This is a genomic window from Hydrotalea sp. AMD (assembly GCF_004100315.1).
Taxonomy (GTDB): domain Bacteria; phylum Bacteroidota; class Bacteroidia; order Chitinophagales; family Chitinophagaceae; genus Hydrotalea; species Hydrotalea flava.
In genome coordinates this window covers 104908-128733 of record NZ_SCKY01000010.1, presented here as the reverse complement: position 1 = coordinate 128733, position 23826 = coordinate 104908, and the positions used below count along the sequence as shown (strand labels likewise).

21 protein-coding genes are annotated in these 23826 nt (G+C 38.9%); 13 read left to right on the top strand and 8 right to left on the bottom strand.

The window, feature by feature from the left end; genetic code table 11:
* Positions 1-220 precede the first annotated feature (220 nt).
* On the top strand, positions 221-1345 hold the full coding sequence (gene mqnC, locus EO766_RS09250; protein WP_074421133.1) for a cyclic dehypoxanthinyl futalosine synthase: 1125 nt from the start codon (positions 221-223) through the stop codon (positions 1343-1345).
* Between the two features lie 15 nt (positions 1346-1360).
* Here mqnC and EO766_RS09245 read toward each other — a convergent pair whose 3' ends face one another.
* Positions 1361-2674 (bottom strand): APC family permease, encoded by a 1314-nt coding sequence (locus tag EO766_RS09245; protein ID WP_287100923.1) that lies wholly within the window; start codon positions 2672-2674, stop codon positions 1361-1363.
* Between the two features lie 406 nt (positions 2675-3080).
* Here EO766_RS09245 and kbl point away from each other — a divergent pair, with 406 nt between their 5' ends.
* From kbl to EO766_RS09210, 7 genes are read left to right on the top strand one after another with little or no spacing between them, the layout of a single operon-like run.
* A complete protein-coding gene (gene kbl, locus EO766_RS09240; protein ID WP_074421205.1) occupies positions 3081-4268 on the top strand; it encodes a glycine C-acetyltransferase in 1188 nt (395 codons plus the stop codon).
* Between the two features lie 5 nt (positions 4269-4273).
* Positions 4274-5146 (top strand): penicillin-binding transpeptidase domain-containing protein, encoded by an 873-nt coding sequence (locus tag EO766_RS09235; protein ID WP_081301430.1) that lies wholly within the window; start codon positions 4274-4276, stop codon positions 5144-5146.
* A gap of 59 nt (positions 5147-5205) precedes the next feature.
* Positions 5206-6261, top strand: a complete 1056-nt coding sequence (locus EO766_RS09230; protein ID WP_074421204.1) for a vWA domain-containing protein — start codon at positions 5206-5208, stop codon at positions 6259-6261.
* 7 nt (positions 6262-6268) lie between these two features.
* A complete protein-coding gene (locus EO766_RS09225; RefSeq protein ID WP_074421203.1) occupies positions 6269-6859 on the top strand; it encodes a tetratricopeptide repeat protein in 591 nt (196 codons plus the stop codon).
* Between the two features lie 53 nt (positions 6860-6912).
* Positions 6913-8925, top strand: a complete 2013-nt coding sequence (gene ispG, locus EO766_RS09220) for a (E)-4-hydroxy-3-methylbut-2-enyl-diphosphate synthase (RefSeq protein ID WP_074421202.1) — start codon at positions 6913-6915, stop codon at positions 8923-8925.
* 51 nt (positions 8926-8976) lie between these two features.
* On the top strand, positions 8977-10572 hold the full coding sequence (nadB, locus tag EO766_RS09215) for an L-aspartate oxidase (RefSeq protein ID WP_074421207.1): 1596 nt from the start codon (positions 8977-8979) through the stop codon (positions 10570-10572).
* A 45-nt stretch (positions 10573-10617) separates the two neighbouring features.
* A complete protein-coding gene (locus EO766_RS09210) occupies positions 10618-11517 on the top strand; it encodes a lysophospholipid acyltransferase family protein (RefSeq protein WP_287100933.1) in 900 nt (299 codons plus the stop codon).
* A gap of 17 nt (positions 11518-11534) precedes the next feature.
* On the opposite strand, the gene EO766_RS09205 is transcribed toward EO766_RS09210, so the two are convergent.
* The 4 genes from EO766_RS09205 to EO766_RS09190 form a co-directional block, all read right to left on the bottom strand.
* Positions 11535-12227 (bottom strand): rhodanese-like domain-containing protein, encoded by a 693-nt coding sequence (locus tag EO766_RS09205; RefSeq protein ID WP_179855957.1) that lies wholly within the window; start codon positions 12225-12227, stop codon positions 11535-11537.
* 377 nt (positions 12228-12604) lie between these two features.
* Positions 12605-12940: an ArsR/SmtB family transcription factor gene (locus tag EO766_RS09200; RefSeq protein WP_068242201.1), complete on the bottom strand. Its 336-nt coding sequence runs from the start codon at positions 12938-12940 to the stop codon at positions 12605-12607.
* Between the two features lie 81 nt (positions 12941-13021).
* Positions 13022-13723, bottom strand: a complete 702-nt coding sequence (gene tsaB / locus EO766_RS09195; RefSeq protein WP_074421326.1) for a tRNA (adenosine(37)-N6)-threonylcarbamoyltransferase complex dimerization subunit type 1 TsaB — start codon at positions 13721-13723, stop codon at positions 13022-13024.
* Between the two features lie 11 nt (positions 13724-13734).
* Entirely contained in the window at positions 13735-14352 is a 618-nt protein-coding gene (locus EO766_RS09190; protein ID WP_218330989.1) for a 3-hydroxyacyl-CoA dehydrogenase family protein, read from the bottom strand.
* A gap of 80 nt (positions 14353-14432) precedes the next feature.
* Between EO766_RS09190 and EO766_RS09185 the strand changes: the two genes are divergently transcribed.
* Positions 14433-14816 (top strand): RidA family protein, encoded by a 384-nt coding sequence (locus EO766_RS09185; protein WP_218330990.1) that lies wholly within the window; start codon positions 14433-14435, stop codon positions 14814-14816.
* Here the strand turns inward: EO766_RS09185 and galK are convergent.
* Both galK and EO766_RS09175 read right to left on the bottom strand, forming a co-directional pair.
* A complete protein-coding gene (gene galK / locus EO766_RS09180; protein ID WP_287100918.1) occupies positions 14788-15966 on the bottom strand; it encodes a galactokinase in 1179 nt (392 codons plus the stop codon). The genes EO766_RS09185 and galK overlap by 29 nt on opposite strands.
* Entirely contained in the window at positions 15966-16910 is a 945-nt protein-coding gene (locus tag EO766_RS09175) for an aldose 1-epimerase (protein WP_218330992.1), read from the bottom strand. The genes galK and EO766_RS09175 overlap by 1 nt, the downstream gene beginning before the upstream one ends.
* Positions 16911-17017: 107 nt before the next feature.
* On the opposite strand from EO766_RS09175, the gene EO766_RS09170 reads away from it, so the two are divergent.
* The 4 genes from EO766_RS09170 (at position 17018) to EO766_RS09155 (ending at position 22359) form a co-directional block, all read left to right on the top strand.
* On the top strand, positions 17018-20401 hold the full coding sequence (locus EO766_RS09170; protein WP_287100917.1) for a methylmalonyl-CoA mutase family protein: 3384 nt from the start codon (positions 17018-17020) through the stop codon (positions 20399-20401).
* A 109-nt stretch (positions 20402-20510) separates the two neighbouring features.
* Positions 20511-21095 carry a hypothetical protein gene (locus EO766_RS09165; protein ID WP_141676792.1) on the top strand — a complete coding sequence of 195 codons (585 nt, stop codon included), beginning with the start codon at positions 20511-20513 and terminating at the stop codon, positions 21093-21095.
* Between the two features lie 35 nt (positions 21096-21130).
* Positions 21131-21763 (top strand): flavin reductase family protein, encoded by a 633-nt coding sequence (locus tag EO766_RS09160; protein ID WP_074418338.1) that lies wholly within the window; start codon positions 21131-21133, stop codon positions 21761-21763.
* Between the two features lie 260 nt (positions 21764-22023).
* A complete protein-coding gene (locus EO766_RS09155; protein ID WP_074418337.1) occupies positions 22024-22359 on the top strand; it encodes a hypothetical protein in 336 nt (111 codons plus the stop codon).
* Positions 22360-22446: 87 nt separating this feature from the next.
* On the opposite strand, the gene EO766_RS09150 is transcribed toward EO766_RS09155, so the two are convergent.
* Positions 22447-23808, bottom strand: a complete 1362-nt coding sequence (locus tag EO766_RS09150) for a RagB/SusD family nutrient uptake outer membrane protein (RefSeq protein ID WP_074418336.1) — start codon at positions 23806-23808, stop codon at positions 22447-22449.
* Positions 23809-23826 lie beyond the last annotated feature (18 nt).

The window sequence follows — 23826 nt, the reverse complement described above, 5'->3', positions numbered from 1 at the left end:
ATATAAGCAAGATTTATAATTTACACAAGTTTAGTTTATACAAAAACATGAAAGGTGTGATGAATTTTTAAACGGAAAAACAAAGACATGTTTTAACCGAAACGTTGATGGGTGCCATGCAACCAAAAGGAGGCAGCAAATGAAAATGGGGTTTATTGGAAGCTGCATTTGTAAATACAACTTTTAGCCCCCTACCTTTGTTACTCTTTAAACATTGTTTATGCAGTTGAATGATTTGTATCAGAAAGCATTAAATCTGGAATTTTTAACCATTGAGGAGGGCATGTTTTTGTTTGAGCAGGCCCCATTAACCGAACTCATGCTGGTGGCCGATACCCTGCGGAAAAAACAGGTACCGCATGGAAAGGTGAGTTGGCAAATTGACCGGAATGTAAATACCACCAATGTTTGTATTGCCAATTGTAAATTTTGTAATTTCTACCGCATACCTGGGCATGCGGAAGCCTATATTACCGATATAGATACCTATCGGAAAAAAATTACGGAAACCATTCGTTACGGTGGCGATCAGTTGCTGCTACAGGGCGGCCATCATCCGGAGTTGGGTTTGGATTTTTACACCAATATTTTTCGGCAAATCAAGCAGGAATTTCCCACCATTAAACTGCATGCACTGGGGCCGCCGGAAGTTGCCCATATTACCAAATTAGAACAATCAACCCATCGTGAAGTATTAACTGCATTGAAAGAAGCGGGACTGGATTCCTTGCCCGGTGCAGGTGCTGAGATATTGGTTGACAGGGTAAGAAGATTAATATCAAAAGGCAAATGTGGTGCAGATGAATGGCTGGCCATAATGCATGAAGCTCATGAACTGAATATTACCACCAGTGCTACCATGATGTTTGGCCATGTAGAAACCATTGAAGAGCGGTTTATACACCTTGCCCGCATTCGCGAAGTACAGGCCATGAAACCCGCCAATGCCAAAGGTTTTCTGGCATTTATACCCTGGACATTTCAAGATGTAGATACCCTGTTAACCCGCATCAGAGGTGTACACAATTTAACCACCGCTGATGAATATATACGGATGATTGCCATTAGCCGCATCATGCTACCCAATATCAAGAATATTCAGGCCAGTTGGTTAACGGTAGGAAAAGAAACAGCACAGGTATGTTTACACAGCGGCGCCAACGATTTTGGCAGTATAATGATTGAGGAAAATGTAGTTAGCGCAGCAGGTGCTCCGCATCGTTTTACCTATAAAACCATTCAGGATGCCATTCGCGAAGCCGGCTTTGAACCACAGCTCAGGAATCAGCAATATGAGTGGCGCAACATTCCTGAAACCATTGAAGAGCAGGTGATTAATTATTAAAAAAACAGTTGGATTTTATTGAGGCAATTGATTTTCAGTTGCCTCTTTTTGTTGCCGGCTATAAGGTGCATCGAAAAAATATAATACCAATCCTGCCAATAATATACCTATCCCAATCATACTTTCAACCGGTTTATCTACTAGTGTAAACACCAGTACCCAAGCATTAAACAATAAAAAAATAATTTGCAAAAAAGGCTTCAACGGACTTTTAAATGTTTTGTGTGGCTTTGGCGTAGTAAATAAACTGGTAGCTACTGTTAAGGATGCCATTAACTGCAAAATAAAACCGGCATACAGCAATACTTTTTCAAACGAACCGGTTAAGAGTAGTACAATAGCAATACCCACATGCAACCAAACAGCAGCCACCGGTATACCATTTTTATTTTTAGTTGCCAAAGGCCGCCAGAGCATATTTTCCTGCGCCAAAGCACAGGTTACCCTTGGCCCCACCCATAAATAAGAACTAATGGTAGCTATTAACTGAATGGCAATAAAGGCACTCACCCATTTACCGCCGGTAGTACCCAAAATATTGTTAAAGGCAATAAAAGTTACCTCTTCCCTGCCCTTTAAAGCCGATACGGTAGCATGTTTCAATAATATATATTGAAATAAAATATACACTACGGTAACAAATAAAGTGCTGCCTATTAAGGCACGTGGCAGGCTAATGCCGGGATTTTCAATTTCATCTACCACATACGCAGCAGCATTCCAGCCGGTATAGGCAAATGCTACATATACCATTGATACTGCAAATCCGGGTTGTAGTATTTCTTTATGCCAGTTGTTATTCAACTGAATGGCATTGGCTGCCGGTGTGGCATACAACAAACCAATGATGATTAAGATTAAGATAAAACCTATTTTAACCAATGTACTGATATTTTGGAGTTGGCTGCTATGCCGAATAGTAAAACTATGCATTAGCCCAATTAGCACAATAATACCAACGGCCATCCATTGGTTACCTGCAAAGCCCAGCACGGGCGAAAGGTATTGGGTAAATGCCATAGCAGCCAGGGCTACCGGCGCCGAAAAACCAACGGTTAAACCTGCCCAGGCCGAGAGATAACCCAATACCGGATGAAATATGCGGGATAAATAAATATAATCGCCACCCGATTCTTTGTAGTGGGTGCCCAATTCGGCATAAGCAAATGCGCCAAAAAGTGAAAGTACACCACCAATAGCCCATAAACTCAAAATACTCCAGGTATTTTGAATGGCATTGAGCTGAAAGCCTACGCTGGTAAAAACACCGGTGCCAATCATATTCGCAATTACAATGAAGGCTGCCGTGTATACGCTGATTTTTTTCAAAAAGAAAAATTAAGTCTGTTCAATAATTATCAAAAACATACCAATCGCCTTTAGAATTCGATCCTGAATTCAGCCACTAAATTAAGGGAAAGCCAATCGAAAACAGGCACCATATTTAACTGCAATCTTTTCACATATAATGTAAAAAAATATTTGTTATCGTATCTTCCGGTTTGTACATTTCAACATCAGCGGTTATATACGAAACAGATTTTTTTGAGGGGGTTAGCAGCAGCTGCCTTTTTTTATTCCCAGTTCTTGTAAGTTGAACAAACCAACCAATACCCGACCTCATTTTTAACAACACATTTTATTTAAAGTGCGAATGCCGGGATATGGGTATGGAATATAAAACAGATACTTGCCAACGGCTTTCCCTACCTTTGTCACCTTAAAAAAATGCATCATGAACGAACCTTTTGTTGCACGGATACAGAAAGAACTGGCCACAATAGCCGAAGCCGGTTTAATGAAAAAAGAACGCATTATTACCAGCGAACAAGGCGCAGAAATTATGGTTAACGGCCAAAAAGTATTGAATTTTTGCGCCAACAATTATCTGGGTTTATCGGCCCATCCCAAAGTAATTGAGGCTGCTCATAAAGCCATTGATACCCATGGCTATGGGATGAGCAGTGTGCGGTTTATCTGCGGCACACAGGATATTCACAAAGAATTAGAAACAAAAATTGCCCAATTTCTGGGAACAGAAGATACCATTTTATACGCTGCCGCTTTTGATGCTAACGGTGGCGTATTTGAGCCTTTGTTCAATGAAGAAGATGCCATTATCAGCGATGCGTTGAACCATGCCTCTATTATTGATGGGATAAGGCTTTGCAAAGCACAACGCTTTCGGTATGAACACAACAGTATGGCCGATTTAGAGACACAACTGCAAAATGCTGCAGGCTATCGTAGCCGCATTATAGTTACCGATGGCAGTTTTAGTATGGATGGTACCATAGCACAATTGGATAAAATATGCGATCTGGCCGACCAATACAACGCTATTGTAATGATTGATGAATGCCACTCATCCGGATTTTTAGGTAAAACCGGCAGGGGCACCCACGAATACCGCGGTGTAATGGGCAGAATTGATATTATTACCGGAACCTTGGGTAAAGCATTAGGCGGTGCCAGCGGCGGTTTTACCAGTGGCCGAAAAGAAATTATTGAAATGCTGCGGCAACGGTCGCGCCCCTATCTGTTCTCCAATACTTTAGCGCCCAGCATTGTTGGGGCCAGCATAGCGGTATTAGATATGTTAACAGAAACCACTGCACTGCGCGATAAATTAGAATACAATACCCGCTATTTCAGAACCAAAATGACGGAAGCAGGTTTCGACATTAAACCCGGCGAACACCCCATTGTACCCATTATGTTGTACGATGCAGTACTGGCACAGGAATTTGCCGCTGCCTTGTTACAGGAAGGCATTTATGTAATTGGCTTTTTTTTCCCGGTTGTTCCCAAAGGGCAGGCCAGAATAAGGGTGCAATTGAGTGCTGCACATGAACAACATCATTTAGATCATGCCATTCAGGCTTTTATTAAAGTAGGCAAAAAATTGAATGTGTTAAAATAATATTTATGCAAAGTTCTCTCAGATTTTTTAAAAAAACAGATGGGTTAAAGCAGCTTAAACTACTTGCTGCAGTGCTATTACCGCTACTATTTTTATCGGCCTGCAGCTCTAATAATATTGAGGAAAATGCTTCGCTGGGAACTTATTTTACACAGCATGGTGTACAAGGCAGCTTTGCATTGTTAGACAATGGAAGGGGCAGTTTTACCATGTACCATTTAAAACGGTATAAAGATTCTGCCTACCAGCCTGCCGCTACATTTAATATTGTAAATGCATTGATAGGTTTACAAATTGGCACCATTGCCAATGAAAGAATGATTATACCCTGGGATGGACAAACACGAAAATATGCCAATGGCGACAGCGCTGCTGCTTGGAATAAAACCCTGCGTTTTGATGAAGCATTTCAGGCAGCTGCCACCCCCTATTTTCAGGAAATAGCAAGAAGAACCGGGAAAGAAAAAATGCAGTATTGGTTAGATAGCCTGCAATATGGGAATCATCGAATAGGCAGCAGTATAGATAGTTTTTGGTTAAATAATACCCTTACCATTACCGCAGATGAACAATTAGGCCTGGTAAAACGCCTTTACTTTGGCCAATTGCCCTTTGATAAAACCTGGCAAATTCTCATCAAAAAGTTGATGCTGAAAGGAAGCAATGCCAATTATCAGTTATCTTACATTGATGGCGAAGGCATTATGCCAAACCAAAAAAGCATTGGCTGGGTATTGGGCTGGGTGGAAGAAAATAAGCATCCTTATTTTTTTGTGTTGAATATAGAGGGAAGTTCAAATACACCCTTACAAAACACCGGCCCGCAAATAGTAGATGATATATTAACCCAATTGGGATTTTTTAAAGGGAAGAAATAGTGTTGGTGAACCAATAATTTAGTTTTTCCTTTTTAACAGGAACCTGTAGCTTGCAGCACATGGTACAATTTGGTAATCAGAATTATTTATGGGCACTATGGGTGCTTGTTCCGTTAGCGGTAGCATATATTGCTGCTATAAGGCATAAGCGCCATATAAGAAAAATGTTGGGCAATGCAACATTGGTGCAACAACTCACCAATAATTATATGCCCAAAAGGTACGGACTGAAAATTGTACTGGTATTTACAGCCATTGGCTGTTTAATATTTTCCTGGGCAAACCTCAGAAAACCTACATCAGAAAAAAACGGTAAGGGTAATGGTATAGATGTGATGCTGGTATTGGATATAAGCAAAAGTATGCTGAGCCAGGATGTGCCACCCAGCCGTTTAGAAAAGGCCAAATCATTTTTAAATCAGCTTACGCCCGAAATAGAACACAACCGTATTGGTTTGGTAGTGTTTGCCGGAGAGGCTTATTTGCAAATGCCCCTTACGCCCGATGCTGTGGCCACGAAATTGTTCATTGACAACGCATCGCCCGATTTGGCACCGGTTCAGGGAACCGATATTGGTGCGGCACTTCGATTAGCCGATGCCTCGCTGGATAATGAAGAAAAAAAATATAAAACCGTTGTATTGGTTACCGATGGGGAGGATTTAGATGCAGGTGCAAAAGATGCTGCCGCAACATTGGCAGAGCATGGCACCGTTTTATATACCGTTGGCGTGGGAACGGAAGGAGGTGCACCGATTATGGAAAGTGGCGCTTATAAAAAAGATGCCAATGGCAAAACGGTTATTTCAAAATTAGATGCCCCACTATTGCAGGAACTGGCCAACCAAACAGAAGGTAAATATTATTTTTTAGACAATACCGGCAGTGTGGCCAATGCAATAGCCATGCAATTAAACAATATGCAAACCAAGCCGTTGAACAACAATGGAGGGTATATGCAATATACTTTGTACTATCCTGTATTCTTGTCAGTAGCACTTATATTACTTTTGCTGGAAATATTTATTTCAGAAAAGAAGCGCAACAAAGTTTTATTGAACGTACAAAAGAAACAGAAAGAAACAAAAAAGGCAAACCAATTGGCAAATATCTAAACAAAAAATGAAAATAATTTATATCATATTTACCTGCTTACTCCTTTTTTTTCAGGCAACAGCACAAAACAAAACAGAAGAGGCTTTGTTATATAAAGCCAATCAATTGTACCAATCCGGCAACTATTCAGAAGCACAGTCGCTTTATGATAAAATATTAGCCACCAATCCTAATAACAGTATTGCCCTATTTAACAAAGCAAACGCCTTACAACAACAAAAAAATTATGATGCTGCGGCCAAACAGTTTCAGCAAGCGGCATTAACCAGCAACAATGCATCCTTAAAAGCAAAGGCTTATTATAATACAGGCGTAGCAGCTATTAAACAACAACAGTTAGGTGATGCCATACAAGCATTTAAAGAAAGCTTATTATTAAACCCTAATAGCGACTCAGCCCGAAATAATTTGCAAAAGGCGCTGAATGAACAAAAAAAGAATGAACAGCAGCAAAACAATCAGCAAAAACAGCCTAAAAACCCATTAAACAAACAACAGGCTGATAATTTATTGAACCAGTTACGCCAGCAGGAAAAAGAATTACAACAATACGAAAAACAAAAAATAAAACCGGTTAATACTGAAAAAGACTGGTAGCAACTTTTAGCGCAAATAATTGTTTTTATTACAATCGCTTCAAAATATTAGTTATGCAACTTTATTGTAACAACCTAACAAAATACTGTCGCTTAAAAACACGAGAAGTAAAAATTGGCAACCTGCTGTTGGGTAACGGGCACCCTATTCGCATACAAACCATGACCACCACCAATACCATGGATACAATTGCCACAGTTGAGCAAGCCATTCGTTGTATTGAAGCCGGTGCAGAATTAATCCGTATTACAGCTCCTTCAAAAAATGAAGCAGAGAATTTGCTGAACATCAAAAATGAATTACGCAAAAGAGGATATAACACACCGTTGGTGGCTGATATTCATTTTACGCCCAATGCAGCTGAAATAGCAGCCAGAATAGTAGAAAAAGTACGCATCAATCCCGGTAATTATGTTGATAAAAAGAAGTTTGAACAAATTGAATATACCAATGCGGAATATGCCGAAGAAATAGAACGAATCCGCGAACGGTTTACCCCATTGGTAAATATTTGTAAGGAATATGGCACTGCCATGCGTATTGGCACCAATCATGGTTCATTGAGCGACAGAATTATGAGCCGCTATGGCGATACACCCAATGGCATGGTGGAAAGCGCAATGGAATTTTTAAGAATTGCCAGAAGCTTAGATTATCATAACATTGTACTTAGTATGAAATCGAGCAACCCACAGGTAATGGTACAAGCATACCGCCTGTTGGTACAACAAATGATGGCAGAATTTAACGAATGTTATCCTTTACACCTCGGGGTTACCGAAGCCGGCGATGGTGAAGACGGACGTATGAAAAGTGCTGCAGGCATTGGTACATTATTAGAAGACGGCATTGGCGATACCATCAGGGTTTCTTTAACTGAAGATCCTGAATTTGAAATACCTGTTTGTAAAGATTTGGTAAAGCGCTATATACAAAGCTCAAACAATCAAAATAAAATTCCTGCTGTAAACAACATACCCTATAATCCATTTCAATATAAAAGAAGAGATTCTTTCATGGTACAGAATACAGGAGGCACACAAGTGCCTGTTGTTGTAGCCGATTTCAGCAAGATAGATAACATAACGCCACAGCATTTGCGTAGTATTGGTTATGCTTATGATGCAACAACAGATAAATGGAATATTGGAGATGCAGCAGCAGATTATATTTTCACCGGCCATCAATTACTATCATTTGAATTACCGGGAACCTTACAGGTAATTTGTTTTCCGGCCAGCTGGGCATTAGCTGCTGATAAAAGCAAATATCATCCTATTTTCAGCGGCTCAGGTTATGTACAGGCCATTCAAAAAGATGCGGCTATTAATTTTGTTTTATTAGATTGCTATAGTGATGATACCACGCTGAATGATTATACATATTTAACAGAATTTGCCAATGATCCTACCGTGGTGATTTGTTTAACAACAAAAAACACCCATACTATGCCGGCTATGAGAAAAATGGCAATAGAGTTGATGAATAGAAATATTCAAAATCCGGTAATTTTCAATATCACAAGCAAATGGCATACCGTTGATGAACATCTGGTACATTTTGCAACCGTTGCCGGATCCATGTTATTAGATGGCATGGGCGATGGCTTATTTTTAGAAATTGATGCAGCAATCTACAATAATCTGGCGCAAAAAAGCACCGCAGCCAGCGGTAGAAATTATTTGGAAAACAGCACAGTAGAAGCATTTTTAAACAATACCGCTTTTGGAATTTTGCAGGCTACCCGCTGCCGTATTTCTAAAACAGAATACATCTCCTGCCCCAGTTGCGGCAGAACCTTGTTTGATTTGCAGGAAACCACTGCTAAAATAAGGGCAAAAACACACCATTTAAAAGGCGTTAAAATAGCTATCATGGGTTGTATTGTAAATGGGCCGGGCGAAATGGCCGATGCCGATTTTGGCTATGTTGGAAGTGGCCCGGGAAAAATTACTTTATACAGAGGTAAAGAAATTGTAAAAAGAAATATAGACAGTGGTATTGCTTTAAATGAACTCATTGACTTGCTGAAAGAAAGCAACGTATGGATTGAACCGGTTCATTAAAATTGAATAATTTTTAGTATTAATACCTTTATTGATAATTACATGAACCATATGCGTACTGATTTCTTAGTGATAGGTTCCGGCATAGCCGGATTAAGTTATGCGTTGAAGGTAGCTAAGCATTTTCCAGATAAAACCATTACCGTTATTACTAAAACAAATGCAGAAGAAACCAATACCAAATATGCGCAGGGCGGCGTTGCTGGTGTTTGGGATGATACTACCGACAGTTATGAAAAACATATTGAAGATACTTTGGTTGCCGGAGATGGACTATGCAATAAAGCAATTGTAGAAATAGTTGTAAAGGAAGGCCCGAACCGAATTCAAGAATTGATTGGATATGGTGCAGAGTTCGATAAAGATGCTTCCGGCCAATATGCATTGGGAAGAGAAGGCGGACATAGTGCTTACAGAATTTTACACCATAAAGATGTTACAGGTCAGGAATTAGAAAGAGCTTTATTAAATGAGGTGCAGGCCACAAAAAACATACAATTAATACACCATTGGTTTGTGGTAGATTTGATTACACAACACCACTTGGGTTATTTAGTTACCAAATCAACACAGGATATTCAATGCTATGGCGTATATGTTCTAAATACATTAACCAATGAAATAGAAAAAGTACTGGCAAAAATTACCGTACTGGCTACCGGTGGCTGCGGACAGGTTTACAGAACTACCACCAACCCTACCATTGCAACCGGTGACGGAGTGGCAATGGTATACCGCGCCAAAGGCCGCATTGAAAATATGGAATTTATTCAGTTTCATCCTACGGCATTGTACCAGCCCGGCGTTTCTCCATCTTTTTTAATTACCGAAGCTGTTCGGGGTGATGGAGGAATTTTAAGAAATAAGCAGGGCGAAGCATTTATGGAAAAATATGATGAACGAAAAGATCTGGCACCGAGAGATATAGTAGCCAGAGCTATTGATAATGAAATGAAAAAGGACGGTACAGAGCATGTTTATTTAGATTGCCGCCACATGGATATGGGGAAATTTAAACATCACTTTCCAAACATCTATGAAAAATGCTTGAGTATTGGTATTGATGTATCACGTCAAATGATACCCGTTGCTCCGGCCGCACATTACAGTTGTGGAGGTATTAAAACCAATGAATGGGGCGAGTCATCCATTCAACACTTGTTTGCTTGTGGTGAATGTGCCAGTACTGGTTTGCATGGCGCCAACCGTTTAGCCAGCAACAGTTTATTAGAAGCCATGGTATTTGCCCACAGAAGTTATTTAGCCAGTGTTGAACAAATTGTTCATATAGCATTTCAGGAAAATATTCCCGACTGGAATGCATTAGGAACAACCCATCCTAAAGAAATGATTTTAATTACCCAAAGCAGAAAAGAGCTGGAACAACTGATGAGTGATTATGTGGGTATTGTAAGAACAGATATTCGCTTGCAAAGAGCCATGAAACGATTGGACTTGTTATATGAGGAAACTGAACAATTGTATAGAACCGCCAAAGTATCACCACAACTATGTGAATTAAGAAATGTAATTACCGTTGGATATCTTGTTGTAAAAGGCGCCATGTTTCGTAAAGAAAGTCGGGGGCTTCATTTCAATACTGACCATCCGGAAAAGAGTGCTTTACTGCAAAACATTGTACTATAAACATTATTCACTATTCTAATTCAATAAAATCTCGCCCCTTTCACCATTCATTACAGAAAAAATATGTATTACATTGTTTACGCATTATTTTATTTGCTCTCCTTGCTACCATGGCGTGCAATTTATTGGATAAGTGATTTTTTTTATGTAATTATTTATTATGTCATTGGTTACCGGAGAAAAGTAGTGGATGAAAATTTGATGACAGCCTTCCCTGAAAAATCGGAAGCGGAGCGAAGAAAAATTGCAAAAGAATTTTACCGGCAATTCACCGATACATTTGCCGAAGTAATTAAATTAGTTTCTATTTCAGGGAAAGAATTGGATAAAAGAGTAAAGGCAGACTACCATACTATTAACGAATTATATGCCACTGGCAAAAATGTACAAATTTTGCTGGGTCATTTCTTTAACTGGGAACTGGCAAATGTAGCCTATGCACAACATTTATTATACAACTTTATTGTGGTATACAAGCCTATTGAAAATAAAATTTTTAACCGACTGTTCATGCACATTCGCAGCAGGTTTGGAACAAAATTGGTATCTGCATCTAATTTCAAGAAAGAATTTGCACAAGAATCAAAACAACAATATGCATTAATTTTGGTAGGTGATCAAAATCCAGGCAAGCCGGATAATACTTATTGGTTTAATTTTTTTGGGAAACCTGCCCCTTTTGTAAAAGGCCCTGAACTAAGTGCCCGTTACAATGATACTGCTGTTGTTTTCTGCAATTTTTACCGGGTAAAAAGAGGCTACTATCAATCAGAAGCCACCGTATTTACTACTACCCCAAAAAATTTACCGGAAGCAGCCATTACGAAAGCAATGATTGCCTTTATAGAAGATGAAGTGCGAAAAAGGCCGGCTAATTATTTGTGGAGCCATCGGCGCTGGAAATGGACTTTTCAGCAGGAGAAGCATGCACATTTACTAAAATAAGTTATTGCTCCTCTGCTTTAATTTTCCTTTGGATCATGATTCGCCTTTTTGGAAGGCTTTATCAATTCAAATACAGCACCCATTGCCTTAATTTCGGGCCAACCTCCCTGCAAATGCCGCAAATTATGGATGCCTTCTTTTTTAATTAATGAACAAGCTGTGATACCCCTGTAACCATTTTCGCCATAAATATAAATATTTTGAAAATCTTCAAAATTAGCCATACTGGCAGGATCTTTTAGTTCGGTGAAAGGAATATTGACAGCATTGTTCAAATGTTCCGCTTCAAATTCCTCATCAGAACGTGTATCTATTAAAATTAATTGCTCATCAAATTTTATATCCATAGCCAATTCATCTGCTTCTACTGCTATCATCAGGTCGATGGGCTCATTCAGTGTATTCCAGGCATTCATGCCATCTTTTAAATATCCAATAATTTGCTGATAACCTTGTTGCTGCATTAATTGAATGCGTTCTTCAGTGGCTGTATCGGTAACCAAAATAATGGGTTTAATTTGCAACTGTAATGCGGTTAAACATTCGGAGAGATTATCTTCCGAACAAATTGTAATGGCACTGGTAATAAAACCTGCTTCAAAACTTTGGGCCGGCCGAATATCTAACACACGAATTTCATCATTTTGAATCAGCCATTGTTTTACTTCTGCTACAGTTAAAGCAAGTGGCTTTTCGGGCATTTTGTTCATATGAATCTTATTATTAAAAGTCATTGTTGGCCGACTAAAATTGTAAAATAATGGTTCAAACCCTTTACAGAACCATATTTCAGCCGATTTCAAAAGATGGGAGACTCCATCCAATTTTGAAACAACCATTTTTTAGCCTGTAATCCTATACAACAAAGGATTACAGCGATTTTTTAGTTAAGTTTTGTCGGACAATAATTGATTAAAAGTGTACAAAGGTAAGTCCTTGTTTACAATGAAACTAACACTATTGAAAATTTGAAATACTTGTATTGAAAATCAATAAAACTATTCCGTAAGCAACGAGTGTGTAATACAAAAAAAATCCACCGATTAATGAAAACCGGTGGAATTGGGTATGGGATAAATCAAAAAATTTATCCTACTAATTCGGTAACAAATTTCATCACCTCGTTAATGCGGGCATAGTTGGGTGCATAAAAAATGAATTTACCATTGCGTTGTGTGTTTACTAATTCTGCACGACGCAAAATGGCCAGATGCTGAGAGGCAACAGATTGCTCTAAACGCAATTTTACGTACAACTCAGTAACAGTCATTTTTTTGTTTTCATCCAACAACTTCAGCATTTGCTGGCGAAGTTTGTGGTTCAGCGCTCTTAAAATTAGAGCCGCCTTCTTTGACTGGATCAAGTCAACCTTTGCACTGGGCCTGCCATTGCTTAAGGTTAGTGTGTTTTGTGAACTACTCATGTTTAGTGATTGGGGATTAAAAAATTACAATATAAGGCTAAAGTTAAATACTTTTTAAATACGGTGTATACCAAAAAAGGATTATTTGTAATTTTTTTTTGGATGATAAAATTCTTTCAGGTAAAAAGGAGTGGCATAAGCCAGGTTAACCCATTGTTTATTTCGCCATGCCTGATAGGCTAAAACACCGAGATGGCCTGCATTTTGACTAATTTCGGCAAACTGTGCATTGGGGTGTTGTATTAATTTTTTCCATTTTATGCTGCCACTGCCAAAAAATAATATATGGTGGTCTTTTAACAAGTTATTATAGCAGTGCTCTTCTAAAATACGTGCTGCAGGTTCAGATACCGACATTAAATTCGGTTGATAAACCGCAGTAAACACTTCCATTCTACGGGCATCTATCATCGGACATAACAGCCACTGGGTATTTGTATTTTGTAGTATGTAATGCGATAGTGTTGCCAAAGCCGCCTGAGCCATTACCCTGAGTGTATTTTCAATAATAAGTGGTTTTTGTAATGCATAACAAATTCCTTTAGCTGTGGCTAAACCAACGCGTAAGCCTGTATAACTACCCGGACCACCTGTTACGGCAACTGCATCAATAGCAGCAATATGGGTATTTGTTTTTTGCAATATTTGTTGAATGGCAGGCTGTACAAATGCTGCATGGTTTTTTTGTTCATTACTGTATGCGATAGAAAGGACTTCAGTGTTATAACATATACATACTGAGGCTGTTTCTGTAGCGGTATCAATATTTAAAATAATTGCCAATACTGTATATTTTAATATGTTGTATGAATTGATTCCAATAAAAGTGGGGCAACCTGGTATTGAGAAGATTGTTGTTGCATTGCCTCTAATAAGCGCACAATATTGCTTACACCTATTTTTTCAGCCCATTCAAACGGCCCCAAAATATAATTGGTGCCCAAACGCATGGCTGTATCAATTTCATCTTTTGTACTAACGCCATCTCCCAAACAAAAATACGCTTCATTAATAATGGCAGCAATGATTCTGGCAGCAATCATACCGGGCATATCCGGACACCAGATAAATGAAAAATTAAGTTGCTGCATCGTTTTTTCTGCTGTTTGTTGAACGGAGCTTTCCTGATTGACCAATTCAATAATAGACCTCTCCCAAAAAAAAGGCCAGGCATTGAAACGAATAAAGTTTACAGGCATTGTTTTCCATAGTGGAATAACTGCATTTACAAAAACAGGTTTATCGGTAATATGCTGAAATGCAGGGCCTTCTGTTTCATATAAAAAATCAAAATAAGCATCTGCTATTGGATGGTTGTTCTCTTCAAACCAGTAAACTTGTACCCCTGCCGGTATTTTTTTCTGTAATAAAGCGGCCCGTTGCGCCTGATTGGCTTTAACCAGTATATGCATTATCCATTATTTAAAATACAAAAATAGGTTGGTTGATAACAGAAAATACAGTTACTTGCCAAAGTAAAATAAGTTTTACAATGAAGCAAATTATCAAAACAGATAAAGCACCGGCACCCATTGGACCCTATAACCAGGCCATTAAAGCCGGAGAAACCATTTATTTAAGCGGACAGATTGCAATTAACCCCCAAACCGGCAATTTAGTTACAGATGATATTGTTGCAGAAACCCATCAGGTGATGCAAAACATAAAAGCCATTTTAGAAGCCAGCAAAATAAGCTTTGAACATGTTGTTAAAACAACCATTTTTTTAAGCGATATGGCATTGTTTGCGGCCGTAAATGAAGTATATGGCAGCTATTTTTCCGGTGATTACCCGGCCAGAGAAACGATTGCTGTAAAAGGATTACCTAAAAATGTACATGTTGAAATCAGCATGATTGCATTGCAGCATCTGTAACCTGTTGGTACGTACCCGGAGCCGGTTTTACAAAATAGGCCTCTGCTTTGATGTTAAATTGCTGTTGATAGGCGGCTAAAATTGCCCGGGTTATTGCTTCTGCCGCTCCGTCCTGCATCATACAAAGAACAGAACCTCCAAATCCGCCACCCATTAACCGGGCGCCAATCACTTCCGGATAATTCCGAGTAGCCGCAACTAAAAAATCGGTTTCAGCACAGCTAACTTCATATAAATGGCATAACCCTTCATGGGTTTGATACAATAATTGCCCAAAAGCTTTTAAATTTTGTTGTTCCAATTTTTCTACTGCCTGCAGTACCCTTTGTATTTCCTGTGTAACAAATAAACAACGTTTAAAAATTACTTCAGGTAAAACAGATTTGTTGGCTTCAACCATTTCAGGTAAAATATTTCGGAAAGAATGATAGTCTTTATGCAAAGAAGACAATATGCTTAATCCCTCTTTACACTCCTCTCTTCGCTTGTTGTATTCGCCGGAAGCAAGACTATGATGTATATTTGAATTAATTAATACAATAGTATATTCTTTCAAAACAAAAGGCACCCATTTATATTGAAGGGAAACACAATCCAATAATATGGCATTGGCTTCTTTTCCAAACAAATTCGCAAACATATCCATGATACCACATCGCACACCCGGATAACTATGTTCTGCTTTTTGTGCCAGCAAAGCCAACTGCAGGGTAGAAAGCCGGTAGTTGCACAATTCATTCAATGCAAATAACAATCCCGCTTCTATGGCAGCCGAAGAAGAAAGGCCTGCACCCGGCGGCAAATTACCGCCAAACACACAATCAAATCCCTCAACTGAAAAATTTTCCTGTTGCAATACATGCAATACACCCAGTATGTAATTTTTCCATCCGTCCTGCTTTTGAATTGCATCTGTAGTTACAAAAAGTTCTTCCTGAATATCGGCCGCAATACAACGAATGGTGTGGGTATTGTTTTTTGAAATAGCTATCCAGATACCTTTATCAATTGCAGCCGGCAAAACAAATCCATCATTATAATCAATATGTTCTCCTATTAAATTCATTCTGCCGGGAGAAAAAAACAAAGCAGGTGTATCTTTAAATGTATTTTTAAAGATGCTGACAATTCGTTCCTGATCTTTATCCATTATTCAAGCGATTTTACTGTATATGAAGTACTAAAAATGTGATGTTGATTGGGTTTTAACCACAATAGCCCCATCTCATTATTAAACGCATCGGGAGTACTGCTTAAATTTTCAATGGCAATGCTGTTTCTATGTGGTGGAATATATACCTGCAAATAAGGATATGCTGTATCGGGTTGAATACACAGTTCCATTAAATTATTTTTGAGCAGGCAACGTGGAGGTTCAGATGCATTGAGCAGAAAGCAATTGTCTAAATCAATGTCTTTCAAATTCGTTCCCTTAACAAACCGATGGTCATCAATGGTTACGCCGGTAGGCAACAAGCGTTCATCAAATTCAACCTGCTGGTTACCGGTAAATTGAAGTGTACAATCATCTACACTGGTACCCAAAGTAAAATAAGGATGCCAGCCATCACTATAAGGAATAGCAGATGCATGGTGATGCAGTACTGTGGTTGTTACGGTAACTTTATTGTTGGTTTCTAATTTCCAATTCACCAATAATTCAAATGGGAAGGGATAACCTTTGTCGGAACCGGTATAGCTGTAGCGCAGCCCAACGGAGCAGGCATGTTCATCGGCATGTATGTTCATCACATCAAATAAAGCATCGTACACTAAACCATGAATGGCATGATCGCCTAAATAAAATTTTCCGATGGTATATTGATGACCATCTATTGTAAATTGTCCGTTTGCCATTCGGCATACAAAGGGCGCCAGTTTTGCGCTCTTAAAGCCATAGGTTATTTCTTTTAGAGCAGCTTCGGGTGTAGCAAATCCATCTATCACATTGTGTAAATGCCCGTTTGCAAAAACATAGAATCCGTTCATTAATGCACCCATGCTATAAATTTCAACCACCGTTCCATTTAATTCATCTTTTAACTGTATTACTTCAAATGGCGTTTTTGTAATGACTGAGCTGCTGAATCGCATACCTTAATTTTTGAGGCACAATGTAAAAATAAAATCTGTGTATCCACAAAACTAACAACCGTTAACATCAATACCCTAATTTTGTTGGTCACTAGAATGCATGTGCTATGGAACAAAAGAACCATTCAAAGATTAGATTGATTACTGCTGCCAGTTTATTTGACGGACACGATGCAGCGATTAATATTATGCGACGCATTTTACAAAGTAAAGGTGCCGAAATTATTCACCTCGGCCACAACCGCAGTGTTCAGGAAATTGTAGAAGCGGCTATTGAGGAAGATGTTCAGGGAATCGCCATCACATCCTACCAGGGTGGGCATGTTGAGTTTTTTAAGTACATGAAAGATTTATTGGATGAAAATGGTTGCGGACATATTAAAATATTCGGCGGTGGCGGCGGTACCATATTGCCGGAGGAAATTGAAATTTTACATCAATATGGAATCACCAGAATATACTCACCTGATGATGGCAGGCACATGGGTTTGGATGGCATGATTGAAGATGTGCTGCAACAGTGCAGTACCGTTATATCTCCCCAATTAAAACAAATTGATAAGAAACCGCTCCATTTTGCACTGGGAGAGCAAAAAGATGTTATAGCCATAGCACGAGCCATAACAATGGCAGAAAACAAGCAACCATACACAGCAATTAGAGATTATTTACAACAAACCAATACTGCTCCTGCCTTCATTCCAGTTATTGGAATAACAGGCACAGGCGGTGCAGGCAAAAGTTCAGTAACCGATGAGCTGGTTAGGCGTTACCTGCTCCAATATCCACAAAAAACCATCGCAGTAATCAGTATTGATCCATCCAAGAAAAAAACCGGTGGTGCATTATTGGGCGATCGTATCAGAATGAATGCCATAGCTGGGGCAAGAACCTATATGCGCAGTTTAGCAACCAGAGAAGACAATGCAGCCATCAGTGCACATGCACAGGATGCCATTAACATTTGCAAAGCTGCCGGCTTTGATTGTATTATTGTGGAAAGCGCAGGTGTTGGTCAAAGCGATGCTTCTATTTTACATTGCAGTGATGTCAGTTTATATGTAATGACGCCCGAATATGGAGCAGCCTCTCAATTAGAGAAAATAAACATGCTGGACTTTGCGGATCTGATCTGTATCAACAAATTTGATAAAGCAGGCGCATTAGATGCGCTGCACGATGTACAAAAACAATACAAACGCAACCACCAATTGTTTCAGGCAAGTGTAGCTGAATTACCCATTGTAGGCACCATTGCTGCGCAGTTTAACGATCCGGGCATGAACACACTTTTTAATTTACTGATGCAAAAAACAGCAGAAAAATTAAATATACATTGGCCCATTGAACATCTACCGGCCACAGAGCTGCATTTGTATAGCAATAAACCCTCTATTATTCCACCCAAAAAAATACGCTACCTGTCAGAAATTGTTGAACGCATCAGAGAATATGATGCATGGGTCATACAACAATCCAATATTGCATCAAAACTATATCAGCTACAGGGTGTTTTAGAAAACAAATGGTTGAAAGAAAATACAGACCTGCAAAATGCTGTAACCCAAACTTTACAACAATTAGACCCTGACTGTAAACAACGCATTGATGAATGGCCTTCAATCAAAAAACAATACCAGTCAGAATTTTTAAGTTATGAAGTTCGGGGAAAAAAAATACAGCAGCCCCTAACCGTTACCTCATTAAGCGGAACTGCAATACATAAAATTATATTGCCACAATACAAAGACTGGGGTGATGTGTTGCATTGGCAATTACAAGAAAATTTGCCGGGGCGATTTCCTTATACTGCAGGTGTATTTGAATTGAAAAGAACAGGGGAAGACCCAACCAGAATGTTTGCCGGTGAAGGCGGACCGGAACGAACCAATAAAAGATTTCATTATGTATCGTTAGGGCAACCCGCTATCCGTTTATCAACCGCATTTGATAGTGTTACCTTATACGGCGAAGACCCTGCCATAAGACCGGATATATATGGTAAAATTGGCAATAGCGGAGTTAATATTGCCACTGTTGATGATGCTAAAAAATTATACAGTGGTTTTGATTTATGTGATCCAAAAACTTCTGTAAGCATGACGATTAATGGTCCTGCACCCATTTTACTGGCTTTTTTTATGTGCGCTGCGATTGATCAGCAATGCGAAAAATATATTGAACAACATGGTTTATGGCCTGAAGTAGAAGCATATGCCACAAAAAAATATAATAAATTGCAGCGCCCGGTTTACTATAATCCCATGGCACCGGAACGTTTACCCGAAGGACATAACGGACTCGGCTTGCGGTTACTTGGTTTACAGGGTAGTGAAGTATTACCACATGAAATTTATACTTCAATAAAAGCCAACGCATTAGCACAGGTAAGGGGTACTGTACAAGCAGATATTTTGAAAGAAGATCAGGCACAAAACACCTGCATCTTTTCAACTGAATTTGCACTAAAACTAATGGGCGATGTGCAGGAATATTTTATTGAAAATAAGGTACGTAATTTTTACAGTGTAAGCATTAGTGGTTATCATATTGCAGAAGCCGGCGCCAATCCCATTACTCAATTGGCATTTACCCTTGCCAATGGATTTACCTATGTAGAATACTATTTAAGCAGAGGCATGCATATTGATGATTTTGCTCCCAATCTGTCATTCTTTTTCAGCAATGGAATGGACCCCGAATACAGTGTTATTGGCAGGGTAGCCCGCAGAATTTGGGCCAAAGCCATGAAATTTAAATACAATGCCAACGAACGTTCCCAAAAACTGAAATACCATATTCAAACATCGGGAAGAAGTTTACACGCACAAGAAATTGATTTTAATGATATCAGAACCACCTTACAGGCATTGTATGCTCTTTACGACAATTGTAATTCGCTGCATACCAACGCCTATGATGAAGCCATTACTACACCTACGGAAGAAAGTGTACGCAGAGCCATGGCTATTCAACTCATTATTAACCGCGAATTGGGAACAGCGCAAATTGAAAATTTTATACAAGGTAGTTTTGCAATAGAAACATTAACCAATATAGTGGAAGAAGCCGTATTGGCAGAATTTGACCGAATTAATGAACGGGGTGGCGTTTTGGGTGCAATGGAAAGAATGTACCAGCGCAATAAAATTCAGGAAGAAAGTTTGCATTATGAAACCTTAAAACACAATGGAAACTTACCAATTATAGGCGTAAATACATTCCTGAATAAAAAAGGCAGTCCAACTGTAATTCCCGGTGAAGTGATTCGTTCAACAACAGAAGAGAAGGAACAACAAATTCAAAATTTGCAGGCTTTTCACCAGAGAAATGCCGGAGTAGCCAATGAAAAACTGGCTTATTTGCAGCAAACTGCCAAACAAAATGGAAATTTGTTTACGGCTATTATGGAAGTAGTTCCATATTGTAGTTTAGGCCAGATAACACATGCACTGTATCAGGCGGGTGGCCAATACAGAAGAAATATGTAATTTGTACTGATTTTAATCGTTCAACAAAACAAAAAAATTCATCTTTACTGTTCCTGACATTTTTGAAGAAATGGAAGTGGAATGTTTAATACAATTTAAATCAGAAAGCATGAATAAAAGATGCATAGCATTAATGGTAGTTTTTTTTCCTGTATGTATTTTGGCACAAACCTCAAAAATTGATACCACGGTTTTAATTGGTAAAATTGGTTACAGAGTTCGGTGCAATAACAAAAATCCGGATAATAATTTAGCCAGCATCAAATTAGTAGGTTTCACCAATGCCCGAGACCCTGAGTTTTTTGTAAAGGGAGTGATTAAGCAGGCAGCCATTGATGATTTTAATAATGACGGATTCCCCGATTTAATGATGAATGTTTATAACGGCCCGAATGAAATGTATGGTAACGTTATTGCATTGGTATCGAATGAAAACAAATCCGTATCCGTTGTTAGCTTTCCCGACATTTTAAATGACCCGAAACTAAGAGATGGCTATAAAGGTCAGGATCATTTTCAATTAATGGAAGGATTGTTGATGCGAAACTTCCCATTGTATTCTTCCAATGATTCAACTGCCTCCTATACCGGTAAAAAAAGGTTTATTCAATACCAGCTCCAAAAAGGAGAAGGTGATCGGCTAAGTTTTAAACCTATGCACACTTATGAGGTTGCATCAACCAATCCCAATTAACAACAATTTTATGGGTTATATGTTACTATAACCATATGCAGCATTTTAATCAACAAATCATTGCTGGTTGGGAAAGATTTTACCGTGCCAACCTCATTCAGAGTATTACCGGTTTTAAACCGGCCTCTTTAATTGGAACAACCAGTCCGGATGGCATTCCCAATCTGGCTATTTTTAGTAGTATTGTTCATTTGGGCTCCAATCCTGCATTAATTGGCTACATCAATCGGCCAATAAGTGCCGCGCCACATACCCTGGCCAATATACAAGCCACGAAAGTGTATACCATTAACCATATCCAGGCAGCATTTGTGGCACAGGCACATCAAACCAGTGCCAAATATGATGCAGCTGTAAATGAATTTACAGCTACCGGCCTAACTATGCAATGGATAGAAGGTATTGAAGCACCATTTGTAGCAGAAAGCAACATTCAATACGCTTTACAGTTGGTAGAGATAATACCCATTACACATAACCATACATTTTTGGTAATAGGAGAAATAACCGATATTTTTTTAAAAGATATTTTACCGGAAGCGGATGGATTGATAGCTATTGACAAAACAGGTTCATTGGCTTGTTTGGGTTCAGACACCCATTGCTGCGGAAATATTACACAACGCTTTCATTACGCAAAACCTGATCGTCCGGTTACGTCAATTTAATAAATGATTTGTTAATAGCTGCGCATCAAATGGATAAAATCATCTTCAAAAATATTTTCCAATTATGCCTGAAAATATTGTAAATACTGCTTTTCAGGCATCCCAATTACTTCCTGTAAAATAGAAGCCGGAAATAATTCTTCACTAAAAAATAAATTCTGGCACGCAATTGGCATTATATCAATTAGAACGGGTTTGGATAAGTTGCCCTTTCAGGAGTTTTCCCTATCCCGGATTTTTAAACCATTAAACCATTTTTTATGAAAAAGCTAATCATCGCAGCCGGATTATTTGTAGCGTTAGGCTTAACCAAACATACACAAGCACAAGTTAGAGTGAATGTAAACCTTGGAATTGGCGCACCGGTTTATTATCCGGCTCCACGGCCAGTTGTTGTTTATGATGATCCTTATCCAGTTTGCGCACCCAGAGCTGTTATTGTAGTACCTACACGACGTAGATATGATTATTATGATAACTGGGGTAGGGATGATTATTATAACAGGGGGAGAGTAGTATATTATAATAGAGAAAGGAATGAACATGAAGGTCATAACCATGGTTGGGGTCATAGAGATGAAGGAGATGATGACTAAATAAAAAATATCAAGAACCTATGAAAACAAAAAGCCGCCCTGCAAAGAGGCGGCATTTTTTATGTTAAGGAAGTCAATGATACTCCGTTAGTATCCTGCATTTTGTGTTAAATTCGGATTCACAATAATTTCCCTTTTGGGTATTGGAAACACTAATTTAGGTGAATCGAAATTTAACGGCCCTACTGTACCCTGCGTTCTTTTAATGTCATGTAATGTAAACCCTTCAAAAGCCAATTCTAATTTTCTTTCTTTTAAAATGGCGGCAAGTGTTAAAGTAACGGCTGTGTATGGCAAAAGATTTACCCTTTGTCTTATTTTATTAATGTCATTAACGGGTGCATCACCTACTTGTGTTCCCATTCTAAAATTGGCTTCAGCTCTTGTTAAATACATTTCTGCCAACCGAATAATGTGCACATTGCCATATAAATTATCGAATTTAGCAGTATAAATAGAACCGCCTGAATTATAGAACAAACCCAAACGGGCATCGCCCGGTTCATATAAATTTAAATGCGCCTGATTAATTTGAATATCACCCCTGCTTAATGGTGAATAGTACTCATTAAAGGTATTATAACCCGATGTGGGAGTTACCTGCATGGCAAACAAATCTTCAGTAGTATTGGCTACACCGGCCGGAGGGTAGGGTGCAGGAAAAGCAGCAGCATAAGTAGGTGTTAATGCAAAGCCATTGGCAGTGGCCGTAGTAATGGCTCTGTTGGCGGCAGCTGCAGCGTTGGCATAATCGCCCTTTTGTAAATATACTCTGGCCAGCATGGCACTGGCGGCAGCTTTATTGGCATAAAAACCATTGGTAGCCGGCAATAATGATTCTGCAGTAGTTAAATCACTAATTACCTGCGCATATACTTCAGATACTTTATTTCTTTTTACCTTATTCGCATCAGTAATTCCTTCGGTAGGAGTTAACACAAGCGGCACACCGTCATTAACAGTTGGGTCACCATCATTCCATGCTTTGGCAAACAAGCGTACCAAATCAAAATACATTGCGCCACGAATAAATTTAGCCTGTCCTTCCACCGATGCTTTTTTATCGGCTGTAACCACGTTCAATGCACTCAATACATTGTTTACATCGTTTATAGCTTTATAGCTGGTTAACCAATTTTGAGTCGTAAAATTATTATCAATAGGAATGGTTTTATTATAAATTTGAGTCATTCCCTGATAGGTTCCACTCCAGTTTAATTCAGCAAAATTGCCTAATAAATCGGGGGCAACAAAAGTTAATCCTCCATAAGCATTCTCCACGCCCATATCGGCATAAGCGCCTGTTAAAGCTACCAACACATCGCTGCTGGTATTTAATGCAGCGGTTTGATCAATACTTTGTGTAGGCTGCGTATTCAACATTTTATTGCAGGCTGTTCCATAAACAACCAACAGCAGCAACAAGCTTTTATACATATATTGTTTCATAAAAAATTATTTCGTATT

What these genes read in the sequence shown, in the direction of transcription:
- galK (WP_287100918.1), bottom strand. Translation starts at nt 15,966, where the DNA reads ATGGATAAAGATCAGGAACGAATTGTCAGCATCTTTAAAAATACATTT.
- EO766_RS09160 (WP_074418338.1), top strand. Translation starts at nt 21,131, where the DNA reads ATGCAGCATTTTAATCAACAAATCATTGCTGGTTGGGAAAGATTTTAC.
- EO766_RS09170 (WP_287100917.1), top strand. Translation starts at nt 17,018, where the DNA reads ATGGAACAAAAGAACCATTCAAAGATTAGATTGATTACTGCTGCCAGT.
- kbl (WP_074421205.1), top strand. Translation starts at nt 3,081, where the DNA reads ATGAACGAACCTTTTGTTGCACGGATACAGAAAGAACTGGCCACAATA.
- EO766_RS09190 (WP_218330989.1), bottom strand. Translation starts at nt 14,352, where the DNA reads ATGCATATACTGGTTAAAGCCAATCAGGCGCAACGGGCCGCTTTATTA.
- EO766_RS09185 (WP_218330990.1), top strand. Translation starts at nt 14,433, where the DNA reads ATGAAGCAAATTATCAAAACAGATAAAGCACCGGCACCCATTGGACCC.
- EO766_RS09205 (WP_179855957.1), bottom strand. Translation starts at nt 12,227, where the DNA reads ATGAACAAAATGCCCGAAAAGCCACTTGCTTTAACTGTAGCAGAAGTA.
- nadB (WP_074421207.1), top strand. Translation starts at nt 8,977, where the DNA reads ATGCGTACTGATTTCTTAGTGATAGGTTCCGGCATAGCCGGATTAAGT.
- mqnC (WP_074421133.1), top strand. Translation starts at nt 221, where the DNA reads ATGCAGTTGAATGATTTGTATCAGAAAGCATTAAATCTGGAATTTTTA.
- EO766_RS09150 (WP_074418336.1), bottom strand. Translation starts at nt 23,808, where the DNA reads ATGAAACAATATATGTATAAAAGCTTGTTGCTGCTGTTGGTTGTTTAT.
- EO766_RS09165 (WP_141676792.1), top strand. Translation starts at nt 20,511, where the DNA reads ATGAATAAAAGATGCATAGCATTAATGGTAGTTTTTTTTCCTGTATGT.
- EO766_RS09200 (WP_068242201.1), bottom strand. Translation starts at nt 12,940, where the DNA reads ATGAGTAGTTCACAAAACACACTAACCTTAAGCAATGGCAGGCCCAGT.
- EO766_RS09225 (WP_074421203.1), top strand. Translation starts at nt 6,269, where the DNA reads ATGAAAATAATTTATATCATATTTACCTGCTTACTCCTTTTTTTTCAG.
- EO766_RS09235 (WP_081301430.1), top strand. Translation starts at nt 4,274, where the DNA reads ATGCAAAGTTCTCTCAGATTTTTTAAAAAAACAGATGGGTTAAAGCAG.
- EO766_RS09230 (WP_074421204.1), top strand. Translation starts at nt 5,206, where the DNA reads ATGGTACAATTTGGTAATCAGAATTATTTATGGGCACTATGGGTGCTT.
- EO766_RS09155 (WP_074418337.1), top strand. Translation starts at nt 22,024, where the DNA reads ATGAAAAAGCTAATCATCGCAGCCGGATTATTTGTAGCGTTAGGCTTA.
- EO766_RS09175 (WP_218330992.1), bottom strand. Translation starts at nt 16,910, where the DNA reads ATGCGATTCAGCAGCTCAGTCATTACAAAAACGCCATTTGAAGTAATA.
- ispG (WP_074421202.1), top strand. Translation starts at nt 6,913, where the DNA reads ATGCAACTTTATTGTAACAACCTAACAAAATACTGTCGCTTAAAAACA.